Origin of the sequence: Lactobacillus taiwanensis, assembly GCF_017894345.1 — a bacterium.
Lineage (GTDB): Bacteria > Bacillota > Bacilli > Lactobacillales > Lactobacillaceae > Lactobacillus > Lactobacillus taiwanensis.
In genome coordinates this window covers 277,779-298,936 of the sequence record NZ_CP059276.1, presented here as the reverse complement: position 1 = coordinate 298,936, position 21,158 = coordinate 277,779, and the positions used below count along the sequence as shown (strand labels likewise).

At 33.8% G+C, this 21,158-nt stretch carries 19 protein-coding genes, 3 pseudogenes and 1 other annotated feature (1 of these 23 only partly in view); of the genes and pseudogenes, 7 read left to right on the top strand and 15 right to left on the bottom strand.

Annotated features, from left to right (window positions below; all coding sequences use genetic code 11):
• Window positions 1–141: 141 nt before the first annotated feature.
• The 6 genes from H1A07_RS01425 to glyA all read right to left on the bottom strand — a co-directional run bounded on the left by H1A07_RS01425 (window position 142) and on the right by glyA (window position 6,384).
• The gene (locus H1A07_RS01425; RefSeq protein WP_004895935.1) at window positions 142–393 is read right to left on the bottom strand and encodes a type B 50S ribosomal protein L31; all 252 of its coding nucleotides are present in this window, start codon (window positions 391–393) and stop codon (window positions 142–144) included.
• 110 nt (window positions 394–503) lie between these two features.
• Entirely contained in the window at window positions 504–2,069 is a 1,566-nt protein-coding gene (locus H1A07_RS01420) for an APC family permease (protein WP_420889510.1), read from the bottom strand.
• Window positions 2,070–2,217: 148 nt separating this feature from the next.
• Window positions 2,218–2,982 (bottom strand): ABC transporter ATP-binding protein, encoded by a 765-nt coding sequence (locus tag H1A07_RS01415; RefSeq protein WP_057718013.1) that lies wholly within the window; start codon window positions 2,980–2,982, stop codon window positions 2,218–2,220.
• Window positions 2,975–3,874, bottom strand: a complete 900-nt coding sequence (locus tag H1A07_RS01410; RefSeq protein WP_057718014.1) for an ABC transporter permease — start codon at window positions 3,872–3,874, stop codon at window positions 2,975–2,977. The genes H1A07_RS01415 and H1A07_RS01410 overlap by 8 nt, the downstream gene beginning before the upstream one ends.
• Window positions 3,871–4,863, bottom strand: coding sequence for a tryptophan ABC transporter substrate-binding protein (gene trpX / locus H1A07_RS01405; protein ID WP_210145164.1), 993 nt, complete (start codon window positions 4,861–4,863; stop codon window positions 3,871–3,873). Before trpX ends, H1A07_RS01410 begins: the two co-directional genes overlap by 4 nt.
• 285 nt (window positions 4,864–5,148) lie before the next feature.
• Window positions 5,149–6,384: a serine hydroxymethyltransferase gene (gene glyA / locus H1A07_RS01400; RefSeq protein ID WP_210145163.1), complete on the bottom strand. Its 1,236-nt coding sequence runs from the start codon at window positions 6,382–6,384 to the stop codon at window positions 5,149–5,151.
• Between the two features lie 149 nt (window positions 6,385–6,533).
• On the opposite strand from glyA, the gene H1A07_RS01395 reads away from it, so the two are divergent.
• Both H1A07_RS01395 and H1A07_RS01390 read left to right on the top strand, forming a co-directional pair.
• A complete protein-coding gene (locus tag H1A07_RS01395) occupies window positions 6,534–7,949 on the top strand; it encodes a C69 family dipeptidase (protein WP_094503313.1) in 1,416 nt (471 codons plus the stop codon).
• A gap of 180 nt (window positions 7,950–8,129) precedes the next feature.
• Entirely contained in the window at window positions 8,130–8,573 is a 444-nt protein-coding gene (locus H1A07_RS01390; RefSeq protein ID WP_057718018.1) for a hypothetical protein, read from the top strand.
• 28 nt (window positions 8,574–8,601) lie between these two features.
• On the opposite strand, the gene H1A07_RS01385 is transcribed toward H1A07_RS01390, so the two are convergent.
• Window positions 8,602–9,054: a hypothetical protein gene (locus tag H1A07_RS01385; RefSeq protein WP_210145162.1), complete on the bottom strand. Its 453-nt coding sequence runs from the start codon at window positions 9,052–9,054 to the stop codon at window positions 8,602–8,604.
• Between the two features lie 82 nt (window positions 9,055–9,136).
• Here H1A07_RS01385 and H1A07_RS01380 point away from each other — a divergent pair, with 82 nt between their 5' ends.
• Window positions 9,137–9,853 (top strand): DUF4097 family beta strand repeat-containing protein, encoded by a 717-nt coding sequence (locus H1A07_RS01380; protein ID WP_210145161.1) that lies wholly within the window; start codon window positions 9,137–9,139, stop codon window positions 9,851–9,853.
• A gap of 80 nt (window positions 9,854–9,933) precedes the next feature.
• On the opposite strand, the pseudogene H1A07_RS01375 reads toward H1A07_RS01380, so the two are convergent.
• The 4 genes and pseudogenes from H1A07_RS01375 to H1A07_RS01365 form a co-directional block, all read right to left on the bottom strand.
• Window positions 9,934–10,355, bottom strand: a pseudogene (locus H1A07_RS01375) (phosphopyruvate hydratase); the annotation flags it as partial.
• A 60-nt stretch (window positions 10,356–10,415) separates the two neighbouring features.
• Window positions 10,416–10,535, bottom strand: a pseudogene (locus H1A07_RS10590) (hypothetical protein); the annotation flags it as partial.
• A 22-nt stretch (window positions 10,536–10,557) separates the two neighbouring features.
• Window positions 10,558–10,821, bottom strand: coding sequence for a hypothetical protein (locus H1A07_RS01370; protein WP_210145160.1), 264 nt, complete (start codon window positions 10,819–10,821; stop codon window positions 10,558–10,560).
• 67 nt (window positions 10,822–10,888) lie between these two features.
• Complete coding sequence (locus H1A07_RS01365; RefSeq protein WP_210145159.1) at window positions 10,889–12,070, bottom strand: AEC family transporter; 1,182 nt, start codon at window positions 12,068–12,070, stop codon at window positions 10,889–10,891.
• Between the two features lie 348 nt (window positions 12,071–12,418).
• On the opposite strand from H1A07_RS01365, the gene oxc reads away from it, so the two are divergent.
• The 3 genes from oxc to H1A07_RS01350 all read left to right on the top strand — a co-directional run bounded on the left by oxc (window position 12,419) and on the right by H1A07_RS01350 (window position 16,231).
• The gene (gene oxc, locus H1A07_RS01360; protein ID WP_004898837.1) at window positions 12,419–14,155 is read left to right on the top strand and encodes an oxalyl-CoA decarboxylase; all 1,737 of its coding nucleotides are present in this window, start codon (window positions 12,419–12,421) and stop codon (window positions 14,153–14,155) included.
• 5 nt (window positions 14,156–14,160) lie between these two features.
• Window positions 14,161–15,519, top strand: a complete 1,359-nt coding sequence (gene frc, locus H1A07_RS01355) for a formyl-CoA transferase (protein ID WP_210145158.1) — start codon at window positions 14,161–14,163, stop codon at window positions 15,517–15,519.
• 199 nt (window positions 15,520–15,718) lie between these two features.
• The gene (locus H1A07_RS01350) at window positions 15,719–16,231 is read left to right on the top strand and encodes a hypothetical protein (RefSeq protein ID WP_057718026.1); all 513 of its coding nucleotides are present in this window, start codon (window positions 15,719–15,721) and stop codon (window positions 16,229–16,231) included.
• Window positions 16,232–16,340: 109 nt separating this feature from the next.
• On the opposite strand, the gene H1A07_RS10080 is transcribed toward H1A07_RS01350, so the two are convergent.
• Complete coding sequence (locus H1A07_RS10080; protein ID WP_235499834.1) at window positions 16,341–16,556, bottom strand: hypothetical protein; 216 nt, start codon at window positions 16,554–16,556, stop codon at window positions 16,341–16,343.
• 146 nt (window positions 16,557–16,702) lie between these two features.
• Entirely contained in the window at window positions 16,703–17,359 is a 657-nt protein-coding gene (locus tag H1A07_RS10075) for a YncE family protein (RefSeq protein WP_244974149.1), read from the bottom strand.
• Between the two features lie 291 nt (window positions 17,360–17,650).
• Here H1A07_RS10075 and H1A07_RS01340 point away from each other — a divergent pair.
• A pseudogene (locus H1A07_RS01340) lies at window positions 17,651–18,156 on the top strand (GNAT family N-acetyltransferase).
• 65 nt (window positions 18,157–18,221) lie between these two features.
• Here H1A07_RS01340 and H1A07_RS01335 read toward each other — a convergent pair.
• On the bottom strand, window positions 18,222–19,439 hold the full coding sequence (locus tag H1A07_RS01335; RefSeq protein WP_210145157.1) for a metal-dependent hydrolase family protein: 1,218 nt from the start codon (window positions 19,437–19,439) through the stop codon (window positions 18,222–18,224).
• 12 nt (window positions 19,440–19,451) lie between these two features.
• Window positions 19,452–21,080 carry a peptide ABC transporter substrate-binding protein gene (locus tag H1A07_RS01330; RefSeq protein WP_210145156.1) on the bottom strand — a complete coding sequence of 543 codons (1,629 nt, stop codon included), beginning with the start codon at window positions 21,078–21,080 and terminating at the stop codon, window positions 19,452–19,454.
• Between the two features lie 62 nt (window positions 21,081–21,142).
• Window positions 21,143–21,158: a binding site (T-box leader), on the bottom strand; it runs 229 nt beyond the window's last position.

The following is a 21,158-nucleotide window of genomic DNA, read 5'->3' as shown; positions in this document are numbered from 1 at the left end:
AATTGCATGTATCCCTATTATACTGACTTCTATCTCTAAGAAAAAGGTCACATGCATATCAATAAGAATTATACCACGTTAAGCATAAAAAAAGAGCAGTCCAAAGTGGGCTGCTCTTTTCGGTAAAAATACCAAGAATTCTTAGTTCTTTGAAGACATACCGTACTTCTTGTTGAATTTTTCGATACGACCATCTGCTTGAGCAAACTTTTGCTTGCCAGTGTAGAATGGGTGAGAATCTGAAGAAATTTCAACACGAACTAATGGATAAGTCTTACCTTCGAATTCAACTGTTTCTTCTGGCTTTAAAGTAGAGCCAGCTACGAACTTAGCACCAGTTGCTGAGTCCATGAAAACAACTTCTTGGTAATCTGGATGAATCCCTTTTCTCATTGTTTAATACTCCTTTGCCATGACCAATATTTCAGGTCATAGATTATTTTACGACTAGTTAAGAATAGCACCTTTCTAACGAGAATTCAAGCTGATTTATAGTTTACCCTTTATTCTTCGCTTTCTTTAAGCCTAATCTTTTCATTAACTTTGATTGCAGCCGGATCAATTTTCTCTAAACTAGTATCAATAGCTAGTTTATAGAAAATTAACGATACAGCCGCAATTACTAAAAAGTCCCAAGGATAGGTAATCCAGTTTTGTCCTCCAAAACCATCACTACCACAATAAGACATAATTGAAATGAATATCAAATAACCTAATAACCAAGCTGCATGTTTAAATTGAGTTTTAAAATTCTTCTTTTGGTATTTGACTTCATAATAAAAGTAAATTGGGATTCCTAAAACAATTACTAAAATAACTTGAATAGTTGTTGGCCACATTGCCCAATAAATCGCTAAGCTCGTTAAAACAAAAGTCAAAGGAGCAAACCATTTCATATATGAAGGTTTATATGGTCGATCCAAATCTGGGGCAATCTTTCTTAAAGTAATTGTAGTTACCGGACCAGTTAAATAAGCAATTAAAGTTGCACATGTAATAACTGTAGCTAATAAATTCCAGTTTCTAAAAACACTAACTAAAATGATTGCCAAAACTAAATCAGTAACCATTGCAAAACGAGGTACTAAATAGCGTCTGTTGAGTCTGCTAAGCCAAGCTGGTAAGTGCTTTGTATGCGTCATCGCTGCTAAAGCTCTAGAAGCTGTTGCTACAAAAGCTACACCTGTTCCAAAGGGAGAAACAAATGCATCCATATAAAGTAAGATTACTAACCAATTAATCCCTAATAAAATTGCAATGTCTGCAAACGGAGATGCAAAATTAATTCCATGCCATGAATCTTTAGCAATCATTGCAGGATCTAATGCTCCAATAAAAGCTACCTGAAGCAAAATATAAATTGCTGCCGTTATAAACATTGATATTAAAACGCCACGAATAATATTTTTACGCGGATTTTCTAGTTCTCCTCCAATATTAATAACCGTTTGAAAAGCATCATACGACATAATAATACCGGCACCAGATGCTGCTTCAAAAATTGCACGACTACCATATGGCATAAATGTTTGCACATCATGACCAAAATTAGCAGGATGAAAACTAGATGCAAACAGCATGATAATTGTTAACGTAGGCAATAATACCTTAAAGATAGAGATCAAATTAGTGAAATGCGTCATGATCTTAATTGACCAAAAATTAATCAAAGTAAAGATAATCATAAATGCAAATACTATTAATAATCCAGGTGTAGTAATATTTCCATCTTGCATAAAATGATGAGTCCAGTTAGCCCATTTCCATGGCCACGAACTCATATATTGAACTGCAGCTACAGCTTCCATTGGTACCAAAGTTACTAATGAAATCCAATTAGCCCAAGCCGCAATAAAGCCCAGCATTGGTCCATGACTGTATTGAGCATACTTACTCATTCCACCGCTTTCAGGAAACATTGTTCCTAATTCAACATAGGTTAAAGCAATTGCGATAATAATAATTGCACCAATTATCCAAGACAAAACCGCTGCGGGTCCAGCAATTCTAGCTGCTGAACCAGAGCCAAAAAGCCACCCTGATCCAATTAATGAATTAAGGGCTAACATGATTGCTGAAAATAAACTTATTTTATGTCTTTTATTATTCAAATTTTTTCTTACTCCCCCTTTATTAGACATTTAAAATATACCTAAACACAGTTAGAAATCATTTTAACCAAAAAAACTAGAACCGACAAGCAGCGCTAGTTTTCTATTAATCATCAAAATAAGCATAAAGATCACTTACTTTTAATTTCTTTTTTTCTGGCTCATTAATATCAACCTTAACTCTCCCATCCTTTAAAACTAAAAGACGATTTCCATATTTTAAAGCATCTTCCATATGGTGCGTAATCATTAAGGCAGTCAGTTTATTTTCCTTAATCTGCTTATCAGTTACAGCTAATAAATTTTCACTAGTATGTGGATCTAGAGCTGCCGTATGTTCATCTAAGAGCAAAATATCAGGCCTTTCAATAGTTGCCATCAGAAAGCTCAATGCTTGTCTTTGTCCTCCAGATAAGCCTTCGACAAAGCTATTCAACCGATTTTCTAAACCGTTATTCATCACCCTAGCCATTTCTTTAAAATGAGGAATGTTTTCTTTCAATTTTCTAATCTTTAAAAATCTTTTTTTCCCTCTATTGGTGGCTAATAGTAAATTTTCAGCCACTGTCATTCTTGGAGCAGTTCCCATTTTAGGATCTTGAAAAACTCGTCCAATAAACTGAGTTCTTTTTTCTTCACTCATCTTAGTAATATCTTGACCATCATGAAGAATCTGACCGCTATCTGGTTTTAAACTACCTGCAATTGTGTTAAATAATGTAGATTTTCCCGCACCATTAGTTCCAATAATTGTAATAAAATCACCAGATTTAATTTTTAAATTAATCCCTTTTAAAATAGGAATAATTTCGCCATCCGCTGTTTTAACAGTAGTTTTTACATCTTTTAATTCTAGAGTTGATTTAGTCATGCTTGTTTACACCTCTCTTTATCGGCTTTTTTAAATGCGTAACTTTTTCAAGTTGTGGCAGCATCATGCAAAGTGCCAAGACAATTGAAGAAATTAAATTCAAATCATTAGCAGAAAATCCTAACTGTAATACTGCTAATAAAATCAAACGATAAATAATACTGCCTAAAGTTACAGCCACTAATCGCTGATTTAAAGTTAATTCACCAAATGCTACTTCACCGATGATAATTGAAGCTAGAGCAATAACAATAGTTCCAATTCCCATATTAATATCAGCATAACCATTATTTTGCGCAATTAATGCTCCACATAAGGCAACTATTCCGTTTGAAAGCATTAAACCAATAATTACCATAAAATCTGTATGGATACCTAATGATTTCGCCATCTTAGGGTTATCACCTGTTGCAATAAACGCTTGACCAAAATCTGTATTTAAAAAGAAAATCAATATCCCAGTAATTACAACTACGATTCCAATTCCTAGAAAAACACTATTAAAATATTGAGGTAAATTTTCTAAAAATTCATTGTTGAGTAATGTCTTCTTACCAATCAGTGAAATATTAGAACCGCCCATAATTCTTAAATTAATAGAATAAATTGCCGTCATTGTTAAAATACCAGCAAGTAGAATTGGAATTTTTCCTTTTGTATACAAAAGCCCCGTCACTAATCCAGCTATCATTCCTGCAACAAACGCTAATAATGTTGCTAAATAAGGCGACATACCATGTGAAATATTAGCAACAGCAACAGCCGCTCCTAGGGGAAAAGTACCTTCTACTGTCATATCAGCAAAATTTAAAATTCTAAAGGTTAAATACAGTCCTAATCCTAAAAGTGCCCATAGTAATCCTTGGCCAATTGCAGATACAATTAAATTCATTTATATACAACTCCTTTTCTCTGACAATCTTTAAGAAATCTTGCAGGAATTTGCAAATTTAATTTTCTAGCTTCTTTTAAATTAACAATTGGTTCTCCCTTTTTTACTCTCTCAACTGGTAAAGAACTAACTTTTTTACCCTTTAAAATTTCAATAGTCATCTTTCCAGTCATTTTTCCTAACTCATATTGATTAACACTATAAGTTGCAAGGCCACCTTGTTTTACCATAGTTGCTGCAGCAGGGAAAATTGGCTTTTTAGCAGCATTACCATTTTTAACTAATGTTTCCATCGCTCCAGCAATTGTATTATCAGTTGGTACAATGACGGCATCTACCTGACTAAACATTTGCTCTGAAACTTGATTAAGGTCATTACTATTTGCAATTGAAAAAGACTTTAAATTTATTTCTCTCTTTTTACATTCACGCTCAATCTCATGAAAGCCGCTAACTGCAGAAGAATCACTAGAAGTATAAATTACTCCTAAAGTTTTTAAATTAGGTAAAAATTCCCTAATTAAATCCAATTGTTGCCTAATTGGAGCAGCATCTGATACACCAGTAATATTTTTTTCGGGATGTCTTTCATTTTTTACTAGCCCACTAGTTTTTGGACTTGTTACAGCACCTAAAACTATTGGAATCTTATTGGTTGTATTCGCCAATGCTTGGGCAGCTGGAGTAGTAATTCCAACTAATACTCTTGACTCCTCATCAGTTAGCTTTGTTGCCATCGTACGTAAATTACTCTGATCATTATTTGCATTTTGATAGTCAATTTTGATATTTTTTCCATTTACGTAGTCCTCTTCTTTCAGCTCATCTCGAAAGCCGCGATATATCTCATCAAGAGCCGGGTGACGCATAAGAGTTAAGACACCAACTCGGGGAATTTTATTATTTTCTTCTTTTTGTTTATTTTCTCCAAAAAAAGCTATGGTTAGAAAAGCTACTAAAATTACAATTAATCCATACATTCTTTTCATAATTTTTCTCCAAAAAAACAGGAATCTATTTTCACATGCAGATTCCTGTTACTTTTTTATCACAAAAAGAAAAAGGTCTGCATGTTACTCCATGCAGACCACAATAAATACACAGCCAGCACAGATACAATCTGAATCTTTCAGGTTGCATCTTGCTTAACAACCTGATTTACTGGCCTTGCCAACGATTAATTTTCATAAACTTAGCTTGTGTATTCATAATTAACTACTCCTTAAAAAATTTAATTATATTGTAATTGGCTTATATTTTTCTGTCAATAGCTTTTATTTGATAGGATATTTCTGAACTAAATCCTTAACTCTTTCTTTTGCCTGAGCCAATACTTCTGTATCTTCAGGATTATCCAAAACTTCAATAATTATTTTAGCCACTTCTTTAGCATCAGATTCCTTAAAGCCTCGGCTAGTTATTGCGGGTGTTCCAATTCTTAATCCACTAGTAATAAATGGGGTTCGCTTATCACCAGGAATAGACTCTTTGTTAGTTGTAATATTTACTGAGTCCAGTAAATTTTGGGCATCTTTTCCCGTTACACCAGTATTGGTAATATCAATAATCATCAAGTGGTTATCAGTTCCACCTGAAATCACGCGAATCTTTTTGCTATTTTTAAATTCTTCAACCATGGCTTTCGAATTTTTAATTACTTGATTAATGTATTGGGTAAATTCCGGCTGCAAATCTTCATAAAAAGCCTGAGCTTTAGCAGCAATAACATGTTCCAAGGGTCCACCTTGTGTACCTGGAAAGAGAGCAGAATCAATTTTTTTACCTAATTCTTTATTATTAGATAAAATCATCCCTCCACGTGGACCACGCAAAGTCTTATGGGTAGTGGTAGTTACAACATCAGCAACTGGAAGTGGACTTGGATGAGCACCCACTGCAACTAAACCTGCAATATGGGCCATATCAACCATTAAATAAGCACCAACTTCATCAGCAATATCGCGAAATTTTTGCCAGTCAATAATTCTGCTATATGCGGAAGCACCAGCAATAATTAATTTAGGCTTATTTTCTAAAGCAATCTGATGAATTTTATCAAAATCTAACTCTTCAGTTTCTGGATTTAGGTCATAACTAACAGAATTAAAAATTTTTCCTGAAAAATTAACTTTTGAGCCATGGGTAAGGTGGCCCCCTGCATCCATTCCCATCCCCAAAATTGTATCTCCTGGTTTTAATAGAGCATTGTAAACAGTCATATTAGCTTGTGACCCAGAGTGTGGTTGAACATTCACATATTCTGCATTAAATAATTTTTTAGCATAGTCAATCGCCAATTGTTCTACTTGATCAATATATTGACAGCCACCGTAATATCTTTTACCGGGATATCCTTCTGCATATTTATTAGTTAAAACTGAACCTTGTGCTTCTCTGACAGCATCGGAAACAATATTTTCTGATGCAATTAACTCTATGGTATCTTCTTGCCTTTTTTCTTCATTCTTAATTGCATCCCAAAGTGCTGGTGCTTTCTCTCCATAATTCATCGATTAATTCCTCCCATGCTTTCAGAAACTTTATGCTTTACCAAAATTATACCTTATATTTGTTGTAAATTTAGCTTCAAGGTTTGCTTTATATTAGAAAGATCTTTTAAAATATAAATAAATACGTTAATAGAAAAGGAGCTTTTTTAATGAAACAAACCGAATGTACTACTATCTTAGTCGGAAAAGACGCAACTATTGATGGTTCAACAATGATCGCTCGTAGTGAAGATGGCGGTCGTACCATTATCCCTGAAAGATTCGACGTGGTAATGCCAAAAGATCAACCTAAGCACTACGAAAGCGTAATTAGCCATCAAAAGATTGACGACGAAGATCTTCTTCCTAATCCACTTCGCTACACCAGCGCTCCTGATGCATCTGGAGAAAATGGAATCTGGGCAGCTGCTGGCATCAATTCAGATAATATCGCTATGACTGCAACTGAAACAATTACTACTAACTCACGTATTCAAGGAATCGATCCCTTGCTTAAAGAAGGCGGCTTAGGTGAAGAAGATTTTGTTACCTTGACCCTTCCTTACATTCACTCTGCATATGAAGGTGTTGAACGTGTAGGTTATCTACTTGAAAAGTATGGTACTTACGAAATGAACGGTATGGCCTTTTCTGATAAGAATGAAATTTGGTATCTTGAAACTATTGGTGGACACCACTGGGCTGCTAGACGTATTCCAGATAATGCTTATGTTATTGCACCTAACCGTTTAAACATTGATGAATTTTATTTTGATGACGATGATTTTGCTTCATCAAAAGATCTTAAAGATTTAATTGAAGAATATCACTTAAATCCAGATCTCGAAGGCTACAATTTACGTCATATTTTTGGCTCATCAACAATCAAAGATGCTCACTACAATAATCCTCGAGCTTGGTACATTCACAATTACTTTGACCCTGATTTTGGCGGCGAACCAAGTGACCAAGATCAACCATTTATTTGCCATGCAAACCGTAAAATCAGTATTGAAGATATTAAGTGGGCTGAAAGTTCTCACTACCAAGACACTCCTTTTGACGCATACGGTGATCAAGGTAGTGCTGAACAAAAGAAAACTTTCCGTCCAATTGGTATTAACAGAAACTTTGAAACTCATATTTTACAAATTAGAAATGATGTTCCAGAAAAAATTGCTGGTGTTCAATGGTTAGCATTTGGACCAAATACTTTTAATAGCATGGTTCCTTTCTACACTAATATCACTACTACTCCAGCAAGTTTCCAAACTGGTCCTAAGTTTGATTTAAACAAGATCTTTTGGTTAAACAAATTAACTGCCCAATTAGGTGACACTAATTTCCGCGTTTACGGTGAATTAGAAGCTGACTTTGAACAAAAGAGTCTTGCACAGTGCCATAAGATTCAACACGAAACTGATAAAGAAGTCGAGAAATATTCTGGTGATGAACTTCAAGATAAGCTTAATGAAGCAAATCAAAAGATGGCTGATACAGTCTACAATAATACTGTCGAATTACTAGGTAACATGGTTAACGAAGGTCACGGATTAATGACTTTGAAATACGATTTACTTGATTAATTTGTAAAAATTCATGATATAAAAAGAACGTTGAGTGTAAAATTTAACGTTCTTTTTTATGGTCTAGGATATTATCTTCACTCCATTTTTATTATCAAAAAATTAATAAAAAATTTTGGGTATTCTTTGCGTATATATAATATGAAAAATATATCTAAAAGATAAAGAGGAAAACATAATATGCAAGGAATTTATGAAAATGTTAAAATTATTGGAATATTTTGTCGCTACGGTATTCAACAAAGTGTTGATAACAATGGAACATTTTATTATCGCCCTATAGTATACATGCGCAATTGTAAGAATCTGAACAATATAGATTTAAAATTACCAGAATATTTATTATTCAATTTAACTAAAGGATTTAAAGGACTAGGAGTATTAAATCCTGGAACAAAACTTGAAATACACTGTCGTCGTTATTTAAAAGAAAAACGTAATGATGGTTATGGTTATCCCACCAATATTGTAATTGCTAATAATCGACCAGCCTTTCCAGATGATCCTAATGTTTTAGCAGGAATGATTATGGTTAAAAATCAAGGTAATCCTGAAGCTGAAAACGACCCTATTAATACAGATCTAGTTGAAATATATAAGAATTGGCTAAAAAGTAAAGCGTAGAATAGTAACATTAAAAATTAAATCTTAGCTACTTTTTCACTTTCGGTGGACGAAGAGAGCCACGCTTAATTGTAATTGGTAACTGCTTTAAGTCTGCATAAACTCTTTCAAGTTCAGCCATAACTTTTTCTTCGTCTAATCCCTTTTCTTCAATTACATCTGCAGCTGCCTTAACGTAACTTCGCTTGTATTTTTTATTTATCTCATTCCAATTAACATTTGCAAAATTATTAGCTAACTTTTGATCATATGGCAATTTTTCTTGAAGCATCAAGACGGCAATCACTGGATATCCAGCATAGCCTTGCCAATAGCTGGCATTATCATTTGAATGGTACACATCATCATCCCAATTTACTGTGTAAGTTTTGGCTCCATTAGATGAAGTTACTTCTGCCTGATCTTTTGTTAAATTCACATGCTTATCCACAATTGCAGTATAAGCTTCTAGGATTTTTTGAATTGGTGGTAATTTTTTCATAAAATCTCTCCATTATTCATTTAGTTTACTTCGTTTAATAAATATAAGATAATTAATTCTAACTATATCTTAGGAGTTTATTATGAAAAATAATAATAAAAAGTTTATCTTAATACCTGTATTATCTTCATTAGTAATCCTGCTTTCAGCTTGCAATATTATTGTTTCAAACCATGATGACAGTAAATCAGAAATCAAAACCACTATTAGCAATCAAGGTTTTAATAAACTTGCAGTTTCAGTGGCTATTTCCGATATTTCTGTTAAATACGGAGATAAATATAAAGTCGAATATGCTGGTACTAAAAATTTAAAACCAACTGTTAACAGAAAAAATGGTGCATTAACTATTAAACAATCGGCTCCTGGTATCCACCATATTAATGGAGATCCTACAATTACCATTACAGTGCCTAAGCAGCTGTTGAAAGATGTAACTTTGTCCACTAATGACGGCGATATTGAAATTGAAAATATTGCAACTACTAATTCAATATCTGTTGATACAAATGATGGCGATATTGACATCACTAACTTAAAAGCTCCACATGGCAAAATAGATACCAATGATGGCGACATTAACATTAGTAAATTAATCAGCAAAAATGGTTTTAAAGTTAATACAGATGACGGCGATATCAAGGTAAGTGATTCCACTTTCACCGGTTATAAACTTGACACAAGCGATGGAGATATTAAGGTTAAAGATAGCTCATCAAGCAGCACTTTTATAGAAAATAAAAATAGCTCCAATGTATTAACTGCTTCTACACAAGACGGCGATATTAAAATCAAATAGTGAGTAAAAAGACAGATCAATATGATCTGTCTTTTTTATGTTTGAAGTATTATTTTCTGATTACTATTTTTTATCTATTTTTAGTCCATATCTATATTATTTGGAAAATGTGCCAAGCGCTCGTTTTCTACACCTATTTCTTGTTCAATTTCCAATAAGCGATTGTATTTTTCAACACATTCATTACGTGCTGGTGCACCTGATTTTAATTCAGCTGCATTAGTAGCAACTGTAAAGTCAGCGATAATGTATCTCCAGTTTCACCTGAGCAGTGAGATACCATAGTGGTCATATTATTCTTTCTAGCTAACCTGATCGCTTCTAAAGTTTCAGTTATCGTACCAATTTAGTTAACCTTAATCAATACCGCGTTACATAGCTTATCTTTAATAGCTTTTCTAACCAGCTTAGGATTAGTACATACATTATCATCTGCCACTACTTGTATCCTGTTACCAAATTTGGCAGTAAACTTTTCAAAATTATTCCAGTCACAGTCTCCTAAATATCGGTATAGAGGCTCGTTTTTAGATTTAGCTGCAGCTCTAGCAACTACCATTGAAACACCGAAAATTACCTTAGCGCCAAGCCGCGCCTTATTTGGCGTACCATCTAAACCAATCATTAAATTATCAATTGCAGTTTGATTGTATGAACTCTTTTCCCCTAAGACGTTATTAATTTCAATATTAACATTTGTTTCTTTAATCTTTTACCAAGTACAATTTATTACTTCTAGGAAATTCTATTTTTTGCAATTTTTTTATTCTTTTTAAAACTTCTGCTTCAGTCAAATTATTCCAAACAATTTTGTAATAGCCATTTTCAACAACTCGAAAATTATCCCCATTCTTTTCCACAAGAATGCTGCGATCCTTTTTATAAGTTAAAAATTTAAGTTTGTTACCATTACTCATCTTTCGCAATTCAATTCGTAAAAGTTTCAATAAATTTTTATTATCAATCATTTTTTATTCCTAACAAAAAGAGACAGATTATCTTCCTGTCTCTTAATTATATATACAAAAATTTTCTTTAAAACATATGTGCCAAGATTGGTAATAGCCAAATCCAGAAAATACAGCTTACTGCAAAGAATACAGTTGAAACTGCGACTGAACTTGCACCTTCCTTAACATAAATGTTGTAGCGACTAGAAATAATAATTCCAGAAAATGCTGGTGGCAAACCAGTTGCCAAACAAAGCATTGAAATCTTAGTAGGATCAGATCCCATACCACAGATATAAGCAGCTGCAACAATTACTGCAGGTGTTAAGAATAATCTGAAGAATGTGTTCCAGATAACTTCTTTATCAATTGAGAACTTAACTGTAGATAATGCCAAACCTGCTGCTAAGACGGCAACACCAGCGTTAGCCTTAGCAATTAAATCAAAAGTTGGAGCCCAAGAAGTTGGAATTCTAATACCAATTAAAACTAAAATAACTGCAATCAATGGAGCAGCAGCAACTGGTTGCTTAATTGCATTAATAACAGACTTCAAAGTTGGATTCATTGACTTATGAGGCTCATCTGCATGATCAGCAATTTCTGCTCGAGCTAAATCAATTTCACGCTCTATACCTTTTTCTTTCAAGGCCTTTGCTTCAGCATCAGTAACCGGAATACCATCAGGAATAGTCACCATAACCTTCTTTTTGGTTTTCTTTATGCCTTTGCCTTTTATATCCTCTACTTCTACTTTTGTTCCCTTATTATTAGGATTTGAAGTTGCCTGCTTCTTAGTAGCTGCCTGTCCTTTATTAATTAGTGCTAATCCTAAAGGAATAGTAATTGCATTAACTACAATAGATACAATACCAATAACTAAGTTAGTCGTTGCATTATTTCCATAAATAGGGTCCAAAACAGCAAAACCAAGGAATCCAATTGTTGGAGAACCTGCAATCAAGGCACAAACTGCAGCTTGTTGCGTAGTTCTGTGGAACAACAATTTATCTAAGTAGTAGCTCAACATAAATAGACCTACCACACCAACAATAGAAATTAACGTTAATATGATATCTTGCGCAAACATTTTTCTGGTAGCTTTAACAATTGAAATGAATAAAGCTGCTGGTAATGCGATATCAAGAACCAATTTGTTTAGTCCTTGTCTCTGATCATTATCAAAAAAGTAAAACTTTCCGCAGAGATAACCTAGTAACATAATCACCAAAATTGGGATTATGTCGTTAATTAGGATACTAATCATCTCTAAACCTCTCTTATAATCAGTTCACGGTAAATATTCCTGACGAAATCTTCTTCATCATATAAATATAACCTTAATATAAAAATTAGCAAGCAAAAATTTCCGTATTCAATTAAATTAATTATTTAAATTACGATTTATTTGAGTATCAATTTATGAATTAATATCATAGAGAGCTTATTAAAAATAATATATATTTAAAAAGCAATTTTCCCTATATATAAAAAATTTTTTATCTTTTTTCTTGCTAAACCATTCAAAAAAGTCTATAAATTAACTGAACCCATTCTCATTAAGGGACGGCGTTCTTATATAATAAAAAATTATCATTACCATGGAGGTTACGTTATGGTAGATGACTCTTTAAATAGAACCGGTGCCAGTTTATTAATTGACGCTTTACAAAAAAATGGTATTAATAACCTATACGGGGTTGTGGGGATTCCAATTACAGATTTAGCAAGATTAGCTGAATTAAGGGGAATGAAGTATTATGGCTTTCGTCGCGAAGACTCGGCCGTAAATGCTGCCGCAGCTGCAGGATTTTTAACCAAAAATCCTGGTGTAGCAATGACTGTATCGGCTCCAGGATTTTTGAATGGACTAACTGCCTTAGCTCAAGCTACTAAAAACTGTTTTCCATTAATTATGATCTCAGGATCTTCAGAACGTCATATTATTGACTTATCTCAAGGTGATTACGAAGGATTAGATCAATATAACGTTGCTAAACCTTTCTGTAAGAAAGCTTATCGTGTTGATAGAGCTCAAGATGTTGGTTTAGCAGTTGCACGTGCAATTCGTACTGCAGTTTCTGGTAGACCTGGTGGTGTTTACCTTGACTTACCAGCTGACACTATCGCTCAACTTAATGATGATCTTGGTGAAAAGAACATGGGTGTTTACAAGTTAGTTGACCCAGCTCCATTACAAGAGCCAAGTGATGACGCAATTAATCGTGCCGTTGATATCATCAAACAAGCTAAGAAGCCTTTAATCATTCTTGGCAAAGGTGCTGCTTATGATAGAACTGAAAAACAAGTTCAAGAATTGATTAACAAGACTGATATTCCATTTTTGCCAATGTCCATGGCTAAAGGTGTTGTGCCTGATGACGATAAGCACTCTGCATCTGCAGCTCGTTCATTATCATTAAAGGGTGCCGACGTTGTTATTCTAATTGGTGCTAGATTAAACTGGATGCTTTCATACGGAAACGCACCACAATTCAACCCAGATGCTAAATTCATTCAATTAGACATTGATGCAACTCAATTTGATTCTGCACAAAAGATCTCTGCCCCACTTCAAGGTGACTTAACCTCTATCTTAAACAAATTAGTTCCAGCTCTTACTGCAACTGGATATAAGACCCCTTCCGACTGGCTTGATGCAATTGCTCAAGATACTGCAAAGAATGATGCTAAGTTTGCTAAGAGAATTAAAGCTGGCGAAACTAACCCAGAATTCGGTTACTATGGTGCTATTGAACCAATTAATGACTACTTCCAAGAACACCCTGATACTTATCTGGTAAGTGAAGGTGCTAACACACTTGATATTGGTCGTGACATGATCGGTATGAAACTTCCTCGTCATAGACTTGATACTGGTACTTGGGGAGTTATGGGCGTTGGCATGGGTTATGCTATCGCAACTGCTATTGAAACTGGCAAACATGTTGTTGCCTTAGATGGTGATAGTGCTTTTGGTTTTGACGGTATGGATGTTGAAACAATGTGCCGCTACAATCTCCCAATTACTGTTGTAGTTATTAACAACGGTGGTATTTACAACGGTGTTGATAATGTTGTTCCTGATCAATTAGGTCCAACTACCCTTGATCCAACTGCTAGATACGATTTAATTGCTAAAGCTTTTGGCGGTGACAATTACTACGTAACTAATTATCAAGAAATGAAAGATACTTTTGCTACAGCTGTTGAATCTGGTCGTCCAAGTATCATTAATGTTCAAATTGATCCATCAATGGGTAAAGAATCTGGTCACATTGGCAATTTGAACCCATCCTTAAACTTAAAGCCGCTTGAAGAAGCTGAACAAGAAAAAATTGATAAGGAGTAATTAAAATGAGTGAAAATGAAAAAAACGAACAAAATGAATATGCTCCATTAAAAGGAATTAAAGTCATCGACTGGACTCAAGTACAATCTGGTCCTTCATGTACGCAACTTTTAGCATGGTTAGGTGCTGAAGTTATTAAAATTGAACGTACTGACACTGGTGACCCAACTAGAAACGAATTACTTGATATTAAAGATTCTTGGAGTCTTTACTTCTTACAATTAAACGCAAACAAGAAGTCTTTAACTGTTGATATCAAGGCTCCAGAAGGTAAGAAGATTATGTACGACTTAATTAAGAAAGCCGACGTATTCGTAGAAAACATTGCTCCTGGTTCTGCTGATAGAAATGGGTTTGGCTGGGATAAGCTTCATGAATTAAATCCTAAATTAATTTATGCTTCATTAAAAGGTTTCAACCAAGGTTCACGTTTTGAAAACGTTAAAGCTTTTGAACCAGTTGCTCAATCTGCTGGTGGTGCTGCCTCTGCTACTGGTTGGAACAAGGGGCCTAACAACGTTCCTACTCAATCAGCTGCTGCTTTAGGTGATTCAAACACTGGTATGCACTTAGCTATTGGTATTTTGGCAGCTTTACTTCAACGTGAACATACTGGTGAAGGTACTTTTGTTTACCAATCAATGCAAGACGCTGTATTAAACCTTTGCCGTATTAAATTACGTGACCAAATCATGTTAGATAACTTAGGTGCTCTTCCTCACTATGCAGTCTATCCTGACTGGAAATGGGGCAAAGCAATTCCTCGTGCTGAAAACACTGAAGGTGGTCAAGTTATTGGCTGGACTTACAAGGCCAAAGGTTGGGAAACTGATCCTAACGCTTACGTTTACATTGTTATTCAAAACGAAAACAAGAATTGGGATAAACTTTGCGAAGCAATGGGTCACCCAGAATGGGAAACTGATCCAAGATTTGTTGATTGGCAACACCGTCAATTACACAAAGAAGAACTTTACCCACTAATCGAAGAATACACAAAGCAATACGATAAATACACTCTAACTAAAGAACTTGGTGCTGCTGGTGTTCCTGTTGGTCCTGTTCTTGACTGGCATGAACTTGAAAACGATCCAGACTTAAACAAGGATGGCGCTATCGTTACTATCAATCAAGGCGGTAATCGTGGCGACTTTAAGACCATCGGTTTACCATTTACTCTTTCAAACTACAAGCCAGTTTACGATAAGGCTCCTGACCTAGGTGAGAACAACAAAGAAATTTTGTCTAAGTTAGGTTATGACCCAGATCAAATCGAAGATTTAGTTAACAAAGGCGTTATTTCTAAGGCTAAAGGTCCTAAGAATCCACGCGTTAAAGTAATTATTGATGGTAAAGAACAATAATTAATATTTGAATACATACAATAAAAAGCGGTTAGAATTGATTTCTAACTGCTTTTTATTGTATCAATTGTTTCCAAATTTTAATAAAGATTAACTAATTTTATAATTCATTAAAACCTTGACTTAATCACTATACTTTCTTTTAAAATGTAGCTATAATATCATTCAGATATAAATAAAAGAGGTGGATATTTTAGTCATGAAGGATAATTATACAATTGACCATGATATGTATCTTATGAATCATAAAAATGGCGATGTTCTAAAGGTAACTGTTGATAATAAAGATAAGTCATTAAAGAATTTGCAGCTTTATCGTCAAGATGGCCTTGGAAATTACTACTATGACAAAAATTCGCAGTTAAAGCATCAAGATAATTTAGCCACTAAAAAAGACATTGTTAAGGCAAGTAAAGAAATTGGTGCACATAATACCCACCATATCGATAAGTGGCATCACAAAGTTAAGCCAGTATACAATGCTGAACATAAAATCACTGACTTTGAACCAAAACTAGCCTTAGAGCATCACACTAAGATTAAAAATGCCAAAAGATATCTGCGTCATTTGAATCATCATCATGCAGATTTCTTATTTAGAGCTAATAAAGGATTGTTAAGACAACCTTTAAATTATCTCAAAGATGCAATTTACACTGACCGTAATAAAGAAATGGTTATTGCACATAAGGTACATAAGATTGCTAAATAGCAAAAATCCCAATGAAATGTATAAAAGCATTTCGTTGGGATTTTTTGTTAATTATAAACTAATTCTCCGTGCATTCATATTTTTTACACTAAAATTGATACATATCCTACTATTTTTCAGAAATTATGCCATCATTATATTTAACTTTTAGCTTAATAACCCGATCCATATGGACCAAGTTAGGATTTTGCCGATACAAAGCTGTCGCAGATTCAAATAACAGATACACTTCTCCATCTTTACCAATAATCTGCTCTAAATATGGCGGTAAAATAATAGTCTTATCGGCTTGATTTAAATCAAGATTATAGTTTGGTTTGTTCAACTTATTTCTAAAAACTAGCAGCTGAGAATTGAAATCGCCATATGACTCAGATAATAAAATATCTTTTCTATCAAAACTAATTCCTTGTATTTGAGAATAGGTTGACCAATTTTCATCCGGAATAGCTAAATCATTCTCATTCTTATCTATTTAAATAAGCCCTTTTTGTTTAATTTATAGCCAAAAAGTTGACCGCCATGAATTTTATCAAAATATCCTACATAGATTTTATTTTTATGATATGTCAAATAAGATGTTTTTAAAGGTGCTGCTAGATTAGTCCCATGTTTAAATTTAATAGGTCTTTTCTGCTTTTTGAAATTATATCTCTCTAATTCCTTTAAATTCAATGATTGAACCTGAGCACGTTGATATTGATTAATTGTTGCAACCCATAGTCTATCGTGATCATCATCATAAGTAATACCACCTACATGATCAATATTATTCAGGGCAATAGTTTTTATAAAACGTCCAGTTTTAAAATCTAAGATCCATAGAACTGAATCAAATGTTTTACTTTTACTATAAGCTGAAATAATCAAATATTTATGATGAATTATAGCTAATCCTTGTGGATCCATGTCATATGCTATTCCAGGCCGACCTCGATTGGGCGGAGTATATTTAATAGCAGCAGATTGAATTAGTCCCGGAATCACATAAAAGATAGGCTTTTGCTTAAAATTCAAATTTTTATAGACATCAGGATAAGTTTCAAATAGTACTGATTTGAAATCCTTAGTAGAATAAGCTGCAGGACGAGTACTAGTATTGGCAACTAACGCGGGCTGCGATTTCATAGAGGGATGACGGCGCACTTCTTTCTTTTTATAATTAGTCCAAAGTATAAAAAATATTACACATGAAGTTAAAATGATCATTAAAATAATCCAACAATAACGCCTTTTGGATATATTTTTATTTAACACCCAATATCCCTCACTTTAGTTTAATAGTCTTTATTACCTATTCTAAAATATTCTTTTCTTACTATCATTTTAATATGCTGATTCATGTTAGAATCTAAAGAGTTTAATTTAACTTTATAATCGGCACAAATCTTTCAAAATAAATATGAGGCTTAATTAATTATGATCGAAATCAAAAAAATAACTGTAAATAATAAAAACGATATTAACTTACCCAATCAACCATTCAAAATTTGGGGCAAATTAATTCCAAGTCTTAATAATGGAAAATGGGATTACAAAATTCAGAAGTTTGCCAAAATATCTCAATAATGTTTTCCAAATGAAAATTATCAATATAATTCAAATTTAATTTATATTGGTGCTTATGATAATAGCCGTTACATCGGACTAGCTATTTTTAGTAAATCTATGTTTAATTACTTATTTAGATGACCTAAAAATTGATATAGATTACCGCAGACGTCATATCGGTAGTCAATTAATTGAAACTGGCCTAAGCGAAGCAAAACAGCTAAATTTACATAATCGCTCAAGATAATACCCTATCAGCTTGTCTTTCTTATTTAAATAATAAGTTTGAAATTGGCGGCTTCAACAATCGCAATTATCGCGGAACTGCTCAAGAAAGAAAAGCAGATATCTATTTTTATCGAGATTGTAAATAAAATTTAATGAAATAACAGTATAAAAAAGAGTCCGCATTTGCGAGCCCTTTTTTATAGTCGGATTTCTAAAATTTTCTTACACCATGTTGATATACCATTTTATCTTTTTGTTCAACAGCATTTACATTTTCAAGTGGATTTTCTTTTAAAACTAAAAAATCAGCGTATTTTCCTTCTTCAAGAGATCCATACTCATCATCAATCTTCAATAATTCTGCCGATCCTAGTCCTCCTGCACGAAGAGCTTGATAATTAGTAGCACCTGCACGTACTAATTCAGTCAATTCTTTTGCTGTATTTTCAAGTGGATTCTTGAACGTACCTGCGTCTGTTCCCAAAGCTAGTTTTACGCCAGCTTTAATAGCTTTACCAACATGTGCATAAAACGCATCTACATGCTGACACATTTTTTGATATGAAAAGTCTGTCATCTTCCCTTTACCATAAACTGCAATTTGATGACCAGCAATTAAAGTTGGCGATAAAAATGTTCCTTGTTTTTTCATAAGATCAATATCTTCATCACTAACATAAAAGCCATGTTCAATTGAATCTACGCCAGCAACCACAGCATAGTGAATACCTAGCTTGCCTTCTGCATGAGCGCACACAGTCATATGCTTAGAATGCGCCTCTTCTACCGCTGTCCTCATCTCTTCTAAAGATAATTCCGTATCATCGATTTGATCACCTTGAGACATAATGCCACCAGTTGCCATTAACTTAATATTTTTGGCTCCCTTTTTAAATTGTTCACGGACAGCCTTACGAACATCATCAGCTGAATTAACAAGGTGAGAATAATTAGGCGTACCATGATCATATTCTGGGGTTCCCAAAGGTCGATCAGAATGTCCACCTAAAATAGAAACTGGCATTCCTGCTGGTTTCATCCCTGGACCTTCGAATGGAAAATCTTTTCGAATATTATTTAATTTTACATCCACATCATAAGGAGAACCACATCCCCGAAGATATGTAACTCCTCCTCTAAGTCCATTTTTTAAATCTTCTAATGCTTTATATGTGATCAAGGCCTCTGTTTCAGGATAATGATATTTACTTACGTTAACATAACCAACATGAGTATGCGCATTAATTAACCCAGACATAACATATTGTTTTTTCAGATCTACATGATGTTCAACAGAATCCTCCATTTTTCCCGAACCAAGCGCCAATAACTTGCCGCTTTCATTATCGACCGTAAACCAAGCATTTTCTAGTAATTTATCTTCAATACCTACAAATAGATTACAATTTATAAAAGCAGTTTTTGTCATCTTTTCCTCCATTTATTTAGTTACATAAGTGTCTTTAAAGTTAAATTTCCCAAGTGAAAAGCCTAAATCATGTACGTTTTGTCTTACCATCCAAGCTTGACCATCATGAAATAGTGGAGTTAGTGGTTGTTCATTGTCTAATACTTGTTCTGCTTTAACTAAATATTGCAATCTCTTATTAACGTTCATTTCTTTACTTGATAGATCTAATAAATGATCATATTGCTTGTTAGACCATTTACCAAAGTTATAATTTTGTCCAGTTGCCATTACACTAAGCATTGCATAAGGATCAGTAAACGCAGGATTTAAACCAGTATAGTCTACATCATAATCCCTATTAAGCATCTTACTTACTCTCGTAGTTTTTGGCATTGATTGAACATGAACTTCTACTTTATCACCAAAACTATTCTCAAATTGACTTTGCACATATTCTAAAACTTTTTTAGAAAGATCATCGTCATCCCCACCTAAAGTGAATTCAACTTTTGATTTGCCAAGTTCCTTTAATCCTTTGTTAAGCAAATTACGTGCTTCTTTTTTATTAAAATCAGTATACTTACTTGTAGCTTTCTTCTTTGCAAAATAATCATTGAAGTTTACACCATTAACAGTCTCTTGTGGACCTGTAAAAGTTGTAGCAACAGTATTTGCACCACCAATAGTAGAGGCTAGCTCTTTACGGTTTAAGGCCATTGAAAATGCTCTTCTTAAATTGACATTAGCCATGTCCTTATTTTTTGAAACATTGTAAGTTAAATATTCAGTTCTATCTAGTTTAAATACTCGGTATCCTGCTTGATGCTTTAATTGCTTGGATGCTTGCGTATCAAGAAATGCACCATCTAGCTTTCCACCTTGATAAAGATTGTAGTCAGTTGAAGGTGTTTTAATTACTGTGTAATTAACAGTATTTAATTTAACATCCTTTTTATCCCAGTAATAATTATTCTTTTTTAGTTTCCAGCTAAGATTTGTACCAGTCCATCCATCACTAACAAATGGACCATTATAAAGCATATACTTAGATGCAGTCCCATATTTTGAACCATACTTCTGAACTGCCTTTTCACTAACTGGATTCCAACTTGAAGCTGTCAATGTCTTAAAGTATGGAACGGGATGAGTCAAGTGAACTACCAAAGTATGTTTATCTTTTGCTTCTACTCCTAAAGAACTTGGATCTTTTTTCCCTGTCACAACTTCTTTGGCATTCTCAACTGCTTGATAATTATTTTGTTGCTGTGATTGAGTCTTAGGATCCATCATTCTTCTTAACGAATAAACAAAATCTTGCGCTGTAACAGACTCACCGTTGCTCCATTTAGCATTTTTTCTTAACTTAAACGTCCAAGTAAGTCCATCCTTACTTGCAGTTGAAGTTGTAGCCACGCCTGGCTTTACCTTTCCTTTATTATCTACACGATTTAATCCTTCAAATACATTTCCAGCTTGTTCTCCACTAGCTGTATCAACCATTTTATTCTGGTCTAAAGTTTGTACTTCTGAAGTTGTCATCCATGATAAAGATTTTTCATATTCTTTTGTATTATTTTTTCCATTAGAACAAGCAGTACAGAGTGTTGCCGCGCTCGCCATCATTGCTCCACTTGTCAAAACTTTCATCCACTTTTTCATACTAATATCCCCCTCGGATTAGCTAAGATAAACAAAAAACGCCCTACTAGATCAACTTGATCTAATAGGGCGTTTATT

Bases quoted from the DNA above. Each gene is read 5' to 3' on its own strand.
- H1A07_RS01420 (WP_420889510.1), bottom strand. From the start codon at position 2,069: ATGTTAGCCCTTAATTCATTAATTGGATCAGGGTGGCTTTTTGGCTCT.
- frc (WP_210145158.1), top strand. From the start codon at position 14,161: ATGAGTGAAAATGAAAAAAACGAACAAAATGAATATGCTCCATTAAAA.
- H1A07_RS01395 (WP_094503313.1), top strand. From the start codon at position 6,534: ATGAAACAAACCGAATGTACTACTATCTTAGTCGGAAAAGACGCAACT.
- H1A07_RS01390 (WP_057718018.1), top strand. From the start codon at position 8,130: ATGCAAGGAATTTATGAAAATGTTAAAATTATTGGAATATTTTGTCGC.
- H1A07_RS01370 (WP_210145160.1), bottom strand. From the start codon at position 10,821: ATGATTGATAATAAAAATTTATTGAAACTTTTACGAATTGAATTGCGA.
- glyA (WP_210145163.1), bottom strand. From the start codon at position 6,384: ATGAATTATGGAGAGAAAGCACCAGCACTTTGGGATGCAATTAAGAAT.
- trpX (WP_210145164.1), bottom strand. From the start codon at position 4,863: ATGAAAAGAATGTATGGATTAATTGTAATTTTAGTAGCTTTTCTAACC.
- H1A07_RS01415 (WP_057718013.1), bottom strand. From the start codon at position 2,982: ATGACTAAATCAACTCTAGAATTAAAAGATGTAAAAACTACTGTTAAA.
- H1A07_RS01365 (WP_210145159.1), bottom strand. From the start codon at position 12,070: ATGATTAGTATCCTAATTAACGACATAATCCCAATTTTGGTGATTATG.
- H1A07_RS01380 (WP_210145161.1), top strand. From the start codon at position 9,137: ATGAAAAATAATAATAAAAAGTTTATCTTAATACCTGTATTATCTTCA.
- oxc (WP_004898837.1), top strand. From the start codon at position 12,419: ATGGTAGATGACTCTTTAAATAGAACCGGTGCCAGTTTATTAATTGAC.
- H1A07_RS01410 (WP_057718014.1), bottom strand. From the start codon at position 3,874: ATGAATTTAATTGTATCTGCAATTGGCCAAGGATTACTATGGGCACTT.
- H1A07_RS01350 (WP_057718026.1), top strand. From the start codon at position 15,719: ATGAAGGATAATTATACAATTGACCATGATATGTATCTTATGAATCAT.
- H1A07_RS01425 (WP_004895935.1), bottom strand. From the start codon at position 393: ATGAGAAAAGGGATTCATCCAGATTACCAAGAAGTTGTTTTCATGGAC.
- H1A07_RS10075 (WP_244974149.1), bottom strand. From the start codon at position 17,359: ATGAAATCGCAGCCCGCGTTAGTTGCCAATACTAGTACTCGTCCTGCA.
- H1A07_RS01335 (WP_210145157.1), bottom strand. From the start codon at position 19,439: ATGACAAAAACTGCTTTTATAAATTGTAATCTATTTGTAGGTATTGAA.
- H1A07_RS01385 (WP_210145162.1), bottom strand. From the start codon at position 9,054: ATGAAAAAATTACCACCAATTCAAAAAATCCTAGAAGCTTATACTGCA.
- H1A07_RS01330 (WP_210145156.1), bottom strand. From the start codon at position 21,080: ATGAAAAAGTGGATGAAAGTTTTGACAAGTGGAGCAATGATGGCGAGC.